Source organism: Paenibacillus protaetiae (assembly GCF_004135365.1).
Taxonomy (GTDB): domain Bacteria; phylum Bacillota; class Bacilli; order Paenibacillales; family Paenibacillaceae; genus Paenibacillus_AP; species Paenibacillus_AP protaetiae.
Window position 1 is genome coordinate 359,517 of the sequence record NZ_CP035492.1, and the last position, 13,432, is coordinate 372,948.

General features: G+C 51.0%; 8 protein-coding genes. 7 read left to right on the plus strand and 1 reads right to left on the minus strand.

The features are described from left to right. Positions 1-80: 80 nt before the first annotated feature. Positions 81-1,163: a Gfo/Idh/MocA family protein gene (locus ET464_RS01500; protein ID WP_129437637.1), complete on the minus strand. Its 1,083-nt coding sequence runs from the start codon at positions 1,161-1,163 to the stop codon at positions 81-83. A gap of 325 nt (positions 1,164-1,488) precedes the next feature. Here ET464_RS01500 and ET464_RS01505 point away from each other — a divergent pair, with 325 nt between their 5' ends. The 7 genes from ET464_RS01505 to ET464_RS01535 all read left to right on the plus strand — a co-directional run bounded on the left by ET464_RS01505 (position 1,489) and on the right by ET464_RS01535 (position 13,423). Further along, on the plus strand, positions 1,489-4,170 hold the full coding sequence (locus ET464_RS01505; RefSeq protein ID WP_129437639.1) for a discoidin domain-containing protein: 2,682 nt from the start codon (positions 1,489-1,491) through the stop codon (positions 4,168-4,170). 179 nt (positions 4,171-4,349) lie between these two features. Further along, positions 4,350-6,356 (plus strand): glutaminase family protein, encoded by a 2,007-nt coding sequence (locus ET464_RS01510; protein WP_129437641.1) that lies wholly within the window; start codon positions 4,350-4,352, stop codon positions 6,354-6,356. A 93-nt stretch (positions 6,357-6,449) separates the two neighbouring features. After that, positions 6,450-8,453, plus strand: a complete 2,004-nt coding sequence (locus tag ET464_RS01515) for a GxGYxYP domain-containing protein (RefSeq protein ID WP_165279866.1) — start codon at positions 6,450-6,452, stop codon at positions 8,451-8,453. Between the two features lie 156 nt (positions 8,454-8,609). Next, positions 8,610-9,821 (plus strand): GntR family transcriptional regulator, encoded by a 1,212-nt coding sequence (locus ET464_RS01520; protein ID WP_129437645.1) that lies wholly within the window; start codon positions 8,610-8,612, stop codon positions 9,819-9,821. 165 nt (positions 9,822-9,986) lie between these two features. After that, complete coding sequence (locus ET464_RS01525) at positions 9,987-10,943, plus strand: carbohydrate ABC transporter permease (protein ID WP_129437647.1); 957 nt, start codon at positions 9,987-9,989, stop codon at positions 10,941-10,943. Further along, on the plus strand, positions 10,940-11,866 hold the full coding sequence (locus ET464_RS01530) for a carbohydrate ABC transporter permease (protein ID WP_244226622.1): 927 nt from the start codon (positions 10,940-10,942) through the stop codon (positions 11,864-11,866). Before ET464_RS01525 ends, ET464_RS01530 begins: the two co-directional genes overlap by 4 nt. Before the next feature lie 99 nt (positions 11,867-11,965). After that, positions 11,966-13,423, plus strand: a complete 1,458-nt coding sequence (locus tag ET464_RS01535) for an extracellular solute-binding protein (protein ID WP_244226623.1) — start codon at positions 11,966-11,968, stop codon at positions 13,421-13,423. Positions 13,424-13,432: the final 9 nt, after the last annotated feature.

Below are 13,432 nucleotides of genomic sequence, written 5' to 3' on the forward strand. Positions count from 1 at the left end.
GGAAGCAGGACATAACCAAATAAACAAGAAGGCCGTGCCGGAGCGAGAATGCTCCGGCACGGCCTTCTTGTTTAGGTTCATTAAAACGGCAGATCGATGAGAACTTCCCGTTTCAGTGCGGAAGAGCGGAGCACACCGTCAATAATCGCTTGCTGGATGACGATCTGATCGCCTGGAATCGGGGCTGGACGGCCGTCCCGCACCGATTCGGAGAAGTCGCGCACCTTTTCGAAGAAGAGGTCTTTGCCTGAGTTAATAACCGGAATCGGCGTTTCGGTCTGCTGGCCCATAAAGTCGTGGAACAGCTTCATTTCGCCAACCCGGCCGTCCCATACGCCGGACCAGTTGCCGGTGCCGTACGGATTCACTTTCAGCCCGGCATCCGTTCCGAGGAACAGCGTGGAGCCAAGCGTATCCATATGCATCGCCCATGAAATTTTGAACTGCAGCACAAGATCGTTTTCGAAGCGGACAAGCGCTACGCCAAAGTCTTCGACTTCGAATTTGCTTGCTTCCGGATGGTATGCCGGATTGGTTCCGAAGTAGTTGGATGTATAAGCCGATACCGTCAGCGGCTTTGGATAACCAAGCGCATTCAGCGCCATGTCCAGCGAATAGCAGCCGATATCCGCCATTGCGCCCGCCCCGGCCAAGTCTTTGCGGATGAATGTGCCGCCAGGCATGCCGCGTCTGCGGCCGCCGCCTGTTTCCACGTAATACACTTTGCCCAGCTTGCCGGATTGGACAATGTCGTTAATGACCTTCATGTTCGGGTCGTAACGCGGCTGGAATCCAATCGTCAGCATGTTGCCGGTTTGTTTGGAGGCATGGACCATATCGGCAGCTTCCTCCAAAGTGACGGACATCGGTTTTTCGAGCAGCACATTTTTGCCTGCGCGCAGCGCATCGACCGCTGTGACATGATGCGAAGCGTTTGGCGTGCAAATGCTGACCCCGTCCAGTTCAAGCTCGAGCATTTTGCGATGGTCTTCGAATGCCTTCGCTTCCGGCAATTGCTGGCCGGCGATAAATTGTTCCGCTTTGCCCGGAATGACATCGGCTACGGCAACAATTTCAACATCCGGCAGTTTTTTATACGCCGCAGCATGTGCGGCAGCAATGCCGCCGCTGCCGATAATTCCGATTCGTTGACTGTTGGCCACTGGGTATAACCTCATTTCTTGGTTTAATGTTTGTAACTGTTTTCAATATATGACTTGTACACCGTAAATTAGAAGATGAAGGTCCGGTTATCCGCCGGCCGGCGCACCCGTTTGAGCGGGAAACGGTCATAATCATCAACGGCATCACTGTTTTTGACGATGCTGCAACAAAATCATCAATCCAAATGAAGGTTTTGCCCATACCCTAAACGTTTCAATTCATTCTATAATTTGGGTGTTTTATAAGGAAAACATTGGAAGGAGGACCGCAACCGCTACAATCGTGAAACCGCTATCAATCTATCATCGGAGGAGGAATTTATGAATGAGAACAAAAGTAATCTCTCTGCTTACAGCCATTAGTTTAACGTTAAGCACTGCGCTCGCCGGCAGCCAAGCGAAAGCAGCTGATCCGGCACCGTCGGATGTGCCGGCCGGTACGCTTCCATTGGATGCAGACGGCAGAAGCCATCTGTATCCGGACAATTGGTATCCGGGCTTCCAGGATACGGAAGGACGGTTTTTGCATGATTTTTCGTATGCCGGTTACCATCGAGGCGAAGATCCGCTGCCGGTGGTTGGTCTGACAGGCAGCATTGATGTAACCAAAGCTCCCTATAATGCGGACTCGACCGGCCAGACCGATACAACCGCTGCGATTCAGAAGGCCATTGACGATGCGTCGGCGAAAGGAGGAGGGGTTGTTTATTTGCCGGAAGGTACATATAAGGTGAACCCGCCAGCCGGGCAGCCTTATGCGCTGGGCATTAACGCAAGCCATGTCGTGCTGAAAGGCGCCGGGATGAACAAAACCTTTGTTTATAATGCATCCGAATATATGAAGCAAAAGGATATTATCCGTATCGGCAACGGCGACTGGGTCAAAACGGCAACTTCGACCAGGCTGCGAAAAACGGTATCCGAACCAAGTGTATTGCTTCCGGTTGAACATGCAGCGGGTTTTGCGCCGGGCGATTATGTCGTCGTTACATTTGAAACGACGCAGCCCTTTCTGGAGGAACTCGGCATGCAGAACAAGTGGGCATCCCGGCTTGGCAAGGTGGAGCCGATCTTCTACCGGCAGATTGTTGCCGTTGATGAAACAAACAATACAATTACCGTGGATGTTCCAACCCGGTATCCGCTCAAAATCCGCGATAATATAACCGTTACCAAAACAGAAGCGCCAATTTCGGAAATCGGCCTGGAAGACTTTTCGATTGCCAATGTGCAAAACGCCAAAAGCGGACTTGGCGAAGACGATTACAAAGTAGAAGGGACAGCCGGCTACGATGCCGACAACGCCAAAGCGATCAATGTGATCGCAGCCGCAAACAGCTGGATTCGCAATATAAATACGTACAAGCCGGAAGGCAATTCAACGTATCACCTTTTATCGAAGGGCGTTATTCTTGACCGTACCAAAAACGTAACGGTGGACCATGTAACGATGGAATATCCGCAATACCGCGGCGCAAACGGAAACGGTTATTTGTACCAGTTGATCGGCAACGATAACCTGATTACGGACAGCAAAGCGATTGGCGCACGGCATAGCTTTACGTATGCCAATTTTTCCGCTAACGGCAATGTTATGCATAATGTGTACTCGGAAAACCCGTCGTTAATGTCCGACTTCCATATGTATTTGAGTATGGCCAATCTGATTGACAACATGACGGTGAACGGTGACGGCATCTCTGCGATAACGCGGGATTACGGCTCCTCGGAAACTAACCGCCACGGTGTTGTAACAACGGAAAGCGTCTTCTGGAATACAACAGGACTTGCCGCCCACCCGAGCAAAAACGGCATTATCGTTGAATCCGAGCAGTTCGGCAACGGTTATGTAATTGGCACCCAGGGGCCGGTGAACGGCGTCAACGTACAAATTAAAGGCTCTATCCCGGATGCGGATACGTCGCCGTTTGATATGGCGGAAGGGGTTGGACAAGGCGAGAAGCTGTCCCCGCAAAGCTTGTTTGCCGATCAGTCCGCAAGGAGAGAGGGCCAGATGTCGCTTGGACTGTCCTCGCTGCTTGTGAACGGTGATCCGGTGGATGGCGTTCAGTTTCTGAAAACGCAATATACGTACACCCTTCCTTACGGCACGACCCAAACGCCAAAGCTTGAAGCTGCGGCCCTGTCGCCGGAGGCATCCATCCATATTCAGCAGCCGTCCGGGCCTAACGGCAGCGGGATGATTACCGCAGCCCAAGACGGCAAGACGCTGGAGTACCAGGTCAAGTTCCAGGTGGCGGCTAACCCTGCGCTGCCGAAAAGCATCTCGTTTGGTCCAGACCGTTCGGAGCTTGGCTGGAGATCGGCGAGCGATGCGATCAGCGCGGGGAATAAAGGCAAGCTGAAGGCGCTTATTACGCTCAATAATGGCGATATGGTTGATCCGGAGCAAGCCGGCATTAAGGTGAAGTATACGGCGGACGATCAGCAGCTGGGCAATATGAGAGGCGATACGTTTAAGGCGAAAAAGCCGGGAACGGTAACGATAACAGCAGCTGCCAAGCTGAACGGCGTTCAAGTATCGGCTTCAAAATCAATAGCGGTGCTCGAGCCGATGCAGGAGCCGGAAGGCAAGCTCGCCAAAGTGGCGCAGGTGACAGCCAGCGCCAATGACGGCAACTTGCCGGTCAATGTGATGGACCGTGATCCGGATTCGAGATGGTCGGCCGACGGGAAAGGCCAGTATTTGATCGTGGAGCTGGCTAAAGCGAAAAAGATCGATCAAGTAGACATCTTGTTTTATAGCGGCGACCAGCGGACTTCAACCTTTGATATCGAGGTGTCCGAGGACGGGGGTCATTATGAGAAAGTATTGAGCCAAGCGGTAAGCAGCAAAACGTCTCCAAATGCGATTCAATCGTTTGCTTTTCCGAAGCCGGTGAAGGCCAAATATATCAAATATGTTGGTTACGGCAACAGCTTGAATACCTGGAACAGTATCCTTGAAATTTGGGCTCATATTTATAAGAAGGATATGGATAAATAACGGCTAGATATGTGTAGGAAAGGGCGCTCCATACGGAGCGCTTATTTCTTTTTTTATCCGCGGGTCAGAAAAAAATTCCCTTATTCGGGACACTCATGTTATATTATGTATGATGAATGATATATAACATATATTATTCATATCTTGATAAGGCTTAATAAGGAGAGGATGTCTTCGATATGAGAAAATCTATTCGTCCACCAGCAGTTCCATTAGTAACGGTTGATCCTTATTTCAGCGTCTGGTCGACGGCTGACCAGTTAACAGAAGATTTCACCCGGCATTGGACAGGGCAGCGCCATGCCATGACGGGGTTGATTCGTATTGATGGCGAGACTTGGCGGTTTGCCGGCAAGGTTGAACCTGATGCAACAAGATATTATACCGAACCGCCGGCTATGCGCCAGTGCGGGCTGACCGTAACGCCATTATCAACGGTCTATCAATTTGAAGCATCCGGCGTAGAGCTGAAGGTGCGGTTCATGACGCCGCTGCTGCTGGATGATCCGGAGCTGCTGTCCCGCCCCGCTTCTTATGTGCTGTTTGAAACCCGTTCCTTGGACGGCCGGAAACATAATGTGCAGCTATACTTCGATGTAACAGGCGAGTGGTGCGTAGACAAGCCGGAACAGTCCGTTGTATGGGAGCAGGGAGCGGCTTCCGGTTTGTCGTGGTTCCGCATGGGCAGCGAGAAGCAGGCGTATCTCGGCCAAATCGGCGACGATGTCCGGATTGATTGGGGCTATTTGTACTTCAGTGTCCGGAATTCCGATTCGGCGGAGCTTTATGCCGATGGTGCCGATATACGCAAGTCGTTTGTACGGAATGAAGAACTGAATTCGAGGCATCCTCTCCCGATGCCTCGCGCGGTATCGGATAGGCATCCGGTTATGGCATCGGTGTTCGAATGCGGCGATATCGGAGAAGAGCCGGTCAGCCGTTTGGTCGTGCTTGCCTATGACGATGTTTATGCCCTGGAGTATTTCGGGGAGAAGGTGCAAGGGTACTGGAAGCGGAATGGGCAAACGGCCGTGCAGATGATCGCTTCCGCATTCGAGCAATTCGGGGAGCTGCAGGATAGATGCGATGATTTCGACAGCCGGCTGCTTGAAGAAGGAATACAAGCCGGCGGCAGGCAGTATGCCGACATTTTATCGCTGGCTTACCGGCAAGCCATAGCCGCTCATAAACTGGTAAGCGGACCGAAAGGCGAGCTGCTGTTTATTTCCAAAGAATGCTACAGCAACGGCTGCATGGCGACGGTAGATGTTAGCTATCCTTCGGTTCCGCTGTTCCTTTTGTACAATCCTGATCTGGTAGAAGGGATGCTCCGGCCGATTTTGGCCTACGCCGGCAGCGGGGAATGGCCTTTCGAATTTGCCCCGCATGACATCGGCACTTATCCGCTTGGGAATGGCCAGGTGTATGGAGAGAACAAGCTGGAGTACCAAATGCCGGTCGAAGAATGCGGCAATATGCTCGTCATGATGGCTGCCGTGAGCAAAGCGAAAAGCTCGGCCGCATTTGCCGGGGAGCACTGGGAACTGCTCACGAAGTGGGCTGATTACTTGGTGCAGCATGGCCTTGATCCCGAAAACCAATTATGCACGGATGATTTCGCCGGCCATTTGGCACGCAACGCCAATCTGTCCATCAAAGCGATTATGGGCATCGCAAGCTACAGTCTTCTGTGCGGCATGCTCGGCAAAGTGGAGCAGGAGCTCCGTTACCGGGCGCTGGCGAAAGAGATGGCTGGGGAATGGATCAAGCTGGCCGACGAAGGAGACCATTACCGGCTTGCGTTTGGCTCAGACGGCACTTGGAGCTTGAAGTACAATCTCATATGGGATATTTTGTTCTCCACCGGGATTTTTCCGGAAGAAGTGGCGAGCAAAGAAGTAGCTTGGTATTTGAAGACGCAGGATCGTTACGGAATCCCGCTGGACAACCGGAAGCATTACACCAAAGCCGATTGGCTCATTTGGTCTGCGGCGCTTGCGGAGCGGAGGGAAGATTTCGAGTCGCTTATTGAACCGTTATGGAATTTCGCCCATGAAACGCCGGACCGGGTACCGATGACGGACTGGTACGGCACGGTGGATGCCCGCTGGATGAACTTTCAGCACCGCAGCGTAGTGGGCGGGTTTTTTATTCAAATCTTGAAGAAGAGATGGACGGAAAGCTAAAGCGGTTCTTCCTTTCGGGCTAGTGCATTTATGCAAAGCACCGGTTCTTGGCAACGGGAATCCGGTGCTTTTTTCTTAAAGGGGGTGCGCATTATGAAAAAAAGCAGAATTGCGGCCGGCCTAGGGCTGGTTATCGTGGCCGCTGCCGTCGCAGCCGTTGCTTATTGGCATGGGGCAGCGAAGAAGGAAGGGATTCGCTGGCCTCAAAATCAGGCGCTGCCTTCTTTTCCGAAGCCGGCCGACCGTCTTGATCTCATCAGCCTGAACACCGCTTTAGTGTATGAAGGGGAAGGAAGCGGTTACGGGCAGACGACCGGCAAGGCTGACGGCGGCAGCTGGCATGCCGTTGCCGGCACCGACAAAGCCGGCGAGCTGATTATGGATGTCAAAGGGATTACGGAAGTGCCGGCGGGTGAAACCAAAGCCGACTTTCAGCTGAGTGTGGATCAATTTGCCGATGAGAACGGGGTTGTCGCCAAACTGGAGGTCATTGACCAGCAAACGGGCAAGACGTTAGGCTCGCTGGAGGTATCCAACTGGGATTTCCAGCAGGAGAACGCCTCTCAAACATTTGAGGTGCCGCTCACAGCGCCGGATTCTCCGCATCCGCTGGAGCTTCGGGTTATGTGGACGGGCAAATCTTCGCTGAGGCTGTACAGCGTAACGTTCCAGTCGCCCAGGAAAGCGGATGAAGCGGCGATGTTTGAAACGCTGCGAGGGGTCGTCAATTCGGCTGAACCCCGCATCTATGATGAGGATAAGTCGGGAACCTACTGGCTGGATGCCCTCGGGTTATCTTACACGCGGGTTAAGGACAACTGGCAGCTGATGGATAAATACCGCAAGGAAGTGAAAGGCATTGTCGTGTATGATCCGGATGTTCCCGATACGTACAATTTGGCAACAACAATCGCCGGGTTAAAAAAAGCCGTCGTCGCCGCTCCTTCTTTGCTGGAGAAGCTGACGGGCGAGCCGTACAAACTGCCGATTGTTGAAGATTTGAGGGGGAAATACAAATCGAACATCGAGGTATATGACGATCTGTACAGCCGCTATTGGTCCCAAACGACCCACAAGGTTCTCGTCGGACTCAGCCCGGATTTGAAAACGAATTTGCGGGAATATGCGATGGGGATAAAGGCGGCCGTCGTATGGCTGAATCCGGCTGTACCCGAAGAAGAAGCGCTGTTAAACAAGTTTATGAAAGATATGCCGTACGGAACCGGCCTTTACCTCGGCTGGTGGCCGGATGAACAACAGGGCGTGACCAAAACGTCCGAGTTCGGGCTTGCTACGGTAGCTGCCGATTATTCCTCCAACCTGTCCGTATTAAGCGGAACTTCACGGAACATAACGCTCCCGAAACCTCCCGTTAAACCGCCGCTCGAGAATAAAGTCTATTTAACCTACATCGTAAGCGACGGCGACAATCTTCAATATATCGAAGGGACGCTTCCGAAGCTTTGGGATAACCCGGACCGCGGGAAAATTCCGCTTGGCTGGACCGTTTCGCCGCTTATGGCAGACGCGATGCCGGGCGTTCTGGATTATCTCAACAGAACGGCTACGGATAACGATGTGCTTATTTCGGGGCCGTCTGGCATGGGGTATACGTATCCTAACCTGTGGACCGATCAGAAAGGGCTTGATCAGTTTTTTGCGCGGACGAATACGTATATGTCACGTGCCGGGATGAACGTGCTTACCGTCTGGAATACGGTAGTGGGACCGACGAATCCGAATGTGGGCCAAAGCATTGCGGAGCATGCCCCATCGCTGCTCGGCTTTACTTCCCAAGGGAATACGGGCGTTATATCGGTCTATAATGATTCCATGCCCGGCCAAGAGCTTCAGAAGGGGTACGGTTCCTCCGAGCCGGATCTGACAACCTATGTAGAGGATGCCATGAAGACGTGGGATCACAACACTCCTCTATTTGTTGGCATTCAGGCGCAGCCATGGTCTGTATCCTACCAGGATTTTGAGCAAGCGTACGACTATTTTAAAGACAACAAGGATATTGCTATCGTCCGGCCGGATGTTTATTTTGAATTAATGCGCGAATCCAAACATTTGCCCGTCCATCCCGAACCATAAAGGAGTAAGAAAAGCAGGGCAGCGATCGTCCAAACGTCCCGTGGTCCTTTTGACACGGGATTTTGGCGATTTATGCGTTTTCAGTAACGGATTTGACTAAAAGATATAAATGCTATATTATCTTTATAGCAATCAACTGGATAAGAGGTGGAAATAATGATGAACCACGACAGGCAGCCGCTGTATATGCAGATACAGGATTATTTCAAAGAACAGATCGCCGCGCAGGAGCTGAAAGCGAACGATAAAATCCCTTCCGAGAAGGAACTGATGGAGCAGTTTGGCGTCAGCCGGATAACAGTAGCCAATGCGCTTGTGCAGCTTGCCAAGGAAGGATGGATCTACCGGATTCCCGGCAGGGGCAGCTTCGTAAGCGAGAATGCAAGCGCAAGAGCTGCGAGGGCGGATGCGGCGTTATCAAATCAGCCGGATGAACGGATGCACGCCGAATATCCGCATTTATCGAATGACCTGCCTGCCGGGCTGCAGCAGCGGGGCGAGGGAAGAAACAGCCGGACGATTTGCCTCATCATACCGACGATCGGAGATTTTTTTGCGTTGCGCCTTATTTCCGGCATCAATGAAGTTTTAAAAAAAGCGGGTTATTATCTATATATCGCAGTAAGCAACAACTCCATTGAAACGGAAAAAGATTTGATTCGGGAATGCTTGGCCAGCGGGACATCAGGACTGATTATTTTCCCTTGCGACGCCGAGACGTACAATGAGGAAATTTTATCGCTGAAAATGTCCAATTACCCTTTTGTGCTCATCGACCGTTATTTGGCAGGGGTCGATACCAACTTTGTATATACCGACGGCTTGCACGGCGCTAGGCTGGCGCTCAATTACTTATGGGATCTGGGGCATAGGGATATCGCCATCTGCTCGGATTCGCCTCTGCCGACCATTACGGTCAGCGACAGGATCAACGGCTACTTGGAGGCGTTAAAGGAACACGGAGCCATGATTAATTCCGCTATGATATTGACGGATTTCCAAGTTGATTATTCCGCCATTAATGAAAGCCATCCCCTGTACCGGTTCATATGGAACCGGATGGCGACCGCGTACATTACCCTCAATGCCCGGCTGGGCGTCTATATTTCCAATATAGCTAAGCAAATCGGGCTTAAGGTTCCGGAAGACATCTCCATTCTGACCTTCGATGATCCCTCTTCCGGTTATGACGAGTTTGGAACTTACACGCATATATCCCAATCGGAACACCGCATGGGGATGGAAGCGGCTAATATATTGGTGAATCTGCTCAAAAACGGCGAGAAACCGGCCAAGTACAGCAAAGTCGTGCTTCAGCCGGAAATTGTAGTCCGTTCATCAACCGGAGTGCCGTACATGCAGGTATAAGTTTGTTTAAGGATATGTTTTGAGGGTTGGAAGACACTTTTGATCGGTTCAAGAGTGTCTTTTTTTATGGGGAAAAAAGACACATTGACTACTCAACCAATATTATATATATTAAATATACACTATAATGCAATAAGGACTTGAAAACGATAGGAGGAGGAGACGATGGAACAAATCGTTCCAAAACAAACAAAAGTTAAGCGCTTTCTTGTGCGCAAGCGGGATACGTTGACTGCCATTGTAATTTTAGGCCCGATGATTTTCTGGTGGCTTGTGGTCAGCGGGTTTCCGACTTTATTTGGTTTCGGGCTAGGCTTTTTGGACTGGGTAGGCATTCAAGCCCATCCGAAATTCATCTGGTTTGATAACTTTATCCGTTTTTTTCATGATCCGATGTATTATGACGCGTTGTGGCGGTCGGTCTGGATGGGAGCGCTTGTTGCAGTTACGACGCTTCTGGCTGGATTCGGCGCGGCTCTCCTCATGAATTTGCCGCTGTTCGGCAAAGGGGTATACCGTTCGATCTGGTATATTCCGGCGGTAACGTCAACAGTTGCAACCACCCAAATTTTTAATTTTTTCCTCGACCCGACCAACGGGGTTATTAACAATTTTCTTAAATCGCTGAATATGGAACCGATATTGTGGCAGTTTTCCATCGGATGGAGCGTGTTCTGGATTGTCATCTATTCCATCTGGAAAGGGGTTGGCGGAGCAGCGCTCATCTGGCTGGCCGGCTTGCAGTCCATTGATGTTACGTTGTATGAAGCGGCGGAAATCGACGGCGCCGGCCGGTGGGGGAAGCTGAAATATGTGACGATCCCGGGCTTGAAGCCGATCGCAACCTATATTGTCATTACGAGCCTCATCGCAGCCATTCAAATCTATGAGCAGGTTATGTTTATTACAGGCGGCGGCCCTTACGGCAAAACGGAAGTGCTTGTGTATCGGATTTATAAAGACGCCTTCTGGGATTTTAATCTGGGCATGGCGGGCGCTTCATCGCTTATTATGGCGGTTATTGTATTTGCCGCTACCACTTTGTTTTACCGCAGATCAATACAGGACGACCGGCGTACAACGATTCCGATTAAGTCAAAGAAAGTGGGGAATGAAACGTGACTTCTGTATCCGCTTCCGCCAAACGTCCCCGTAAACGGAACGCCAATCATCTGCTTGCGCATCTTGTGCTGGCAGGTTTCGGATTTTTGCTGCTTTACCCGCTAGTCTTTATGGTTATGAGCGGTTTCTTTACGAGAGATGAGTTCTCCAGCAGAATTATCGGCTTCTTTCCCATTCCTGAGGAAGCAACGCTGAATAACTACAAAATGCTTCTGTTCGGATCGGCCGACTCCTCAATCCAGATGTACTTCCGCAACTCCGTAATCCGTACCATTTTTAGCACTTTTTTTGCCATACTGACGTCTTTTCTTGGCGGATACGCCTTTGCACGGCTGCGGTTTAAAGGCCGCGACGTTTTGTTTCTTGCGCTGCTTGCCACCCAGATGATCCCGGGCACAATTGCGCTCATTCCAACTTACCTGCAGCTGGCGCGCTGGCCGTTTGCGGGAGGCAACCATATTTTTACCGGCGGTTCCGGACTTCTGGATACGTGGTGGGTGTACTTTCTGGGCGGGCCCGCCATCAATATTATGGGGACCTTTCTTGTCAAACAATCTATCGAGAAGGTTCCAATCGAGCTGGACGAAGCCGCCAAAGTGGATGGAGCCGGTACGCTTCGCATTATTTTCGGCATTTTATTTCCGCTGCAGCTGCCCATCATGGCGTACATCGGCATTACGACGGCGCTTGGAACATGGAACGACTTTGCAACTCCTTTCTTCTATACGAACAGCGATCATCTACAGACGCTGCCTTCCGCTATTGCGCGGCTTTCTTCGGCAGCTACAGGCGCTACAGGCACGCCTAACTATCCGCTGATCATTACCCTTGGCCTTGGCACAACGATTCCTGCACTCCTTATTTTCTTTTTCCTGCAGAAATATATCGTTCAAGGGTTGGCGAATACAGGCATTAAAGGTTAAAAAGTTTAAATGACATATATAAACCATATTGAATACAAATATTATGTGTGATATGTTTTGTTATGAAAGCGCATTAACCAATCTGATGGAGGGGTTATCATGAAGAAGCGTACGATGGCTGTTTGCATGGCAATGGCTCTGATCGCATCGAGTCTGGCAGCTTGCAGCGGCGGAAATTCCAATTCGGCTTCCAATTCCAATGAAAGTTCCAGCCCGACGCCTTCGGCATCCGCAGACACAACAAGCTCGGCAACGCCGGCACCTTCGGATACGTCCGGGCAGCCAGTGTCGATTACGGTGCTGACGGAAGGCGCAACTTCGGTAGGGGCAGGCAAGCTGGACGAATTGCTTGAAGCTAAAAAGAAAGAATTGGCAGGCAAGAGCGTGGATATGTCTTATACGCCCGGCAATGCATTTGACGTAGAATCTTTTCCATACTTGTACCAAAATATCATGTACAACAAGCTGAAAGAAAAAAACATCAATGTCGAGATGCAGGACTGGGGATGGGGCGAACCGCTTGTTCAGAAACAAACGGCAGGATTTCTCGCCAAAAATATCCCGGACATTATCGTCGGGGAAACCCAGATGCCGGGTTTTGCCCAGCAAGGATTGCTGGAACCGTTCCCGGACGATCTGGCCAATGAAATTCGCCAGAACGTAGCGGATGCGGCATGGAAACCAATGGAAATCGACGGCAAAATTTACGGCTTTGCCGCTCAGCCAGGCGTAAGCAGCTTGTTCTGGAATAAGGACCTGGTTAAACAGGCTGGCCTTGACCCCGACAAAGCGCCAACGACTTGGGCTGAACTGCTGGATCATATTCAAAAAGTAACCGCTGCGGGCAAAGGGAAGTTTTATGGCGGCGGCGTATATGCAGGAGCCAACTTTGGCGGATACCTTCGTTTTGGCGCTCTTATGATGATTAACGGGGGCAATTTCGCCGTTGACGGCCAGCCGGCCTTCAACAGCCCGCAAAACGTGGAAACGATATCATACCTTCGCCAGCTGAACGCCGAGCATCCGGCCGGACTGATGGTGAACACAAGCGAAGGCGCTTATTTCGACGCATGGTATAAAGGGCAGCTTGGCTACATCATCGACGGCCCGTGGATGGCTCAGCAGTCCAAGGATAAAAACATTGATGTCGGCATGGCTTCGATTCCGCTGTCTCCAAACGGAAAACCGGGGGATATTACGATCGGCGCCGCGTTCACTTCGGTACCAAAGGATTCCAAAAACAAGGAAGCGGCTTTCGAATATATCCGCGCCATGTTCAGCGACGACATTCAGCAGCTGATCGCTGACTCTAACGTTCGTTCGCCTGTTCTGAAGAAAATCGCCGAATCGGATGATTATAAAACAAAACATCCTGACCTGTACACCCATTACTTGGCAATGTCCGGCAACGTGCAAGGGCTTCCTACCTTTGCGAAGGACAACACGAAAGCTTGGCAAGTATTCGGAGACGCTGTCGTCAAATCACTGATGACCAAAGGCGATATTCAAGCCATTATGGATGATGCGCAGAAGAAAGCGGAAGCGATTACAAAATAACGATAGAAC

Excerpts from the sequence above, each read along its gene's own strand:
- ET464_RS01505 (WP_129437639.1), top strand. The coding sequence starts at position 1,489 with ATGAGAACAAAAGTAATCTCTCTGCTTACAGCCATTAGTTTAACGTTA.
- ET464_RS01510 (WP_129437641.1), top strand. The coding sequence starts at position 4,350 with ATGAGAAAATCTATTCGTCCACCAGCAGTTCCATTAGTAACGGTTGAT.
- ET464_RS01515 (WP_165279866.1), top strand. The coding sequence starts at position 6,450 with ATGAAAAAAAGCAGAATTGCGGCCGGCCTAGGGCTGGTTATCGTGGCC.
- ET464_RS01520 (WP_129437645.1), top strand. The coding sequence starts at position 8,610 with ATGATGAACCACGACAGGCAGCCGCTGTATATGCAGATACAGGATTAT.
- ET464_RS01525 (WP_129437647.1), top strand. The coding sequence starts at position 9,987 with ATGGAACAAATCGTTCCAAAACAAACAAAAGTTAAGCGCTTTCTTGTG.
- ET464_RS01535 (WP_244226623.1), top strand. The coding sequence starts at position 11,966 with ATGAAGAAGCGTACGATGGCTGTTTGCATGGCAATGGCTCTGATCGCA.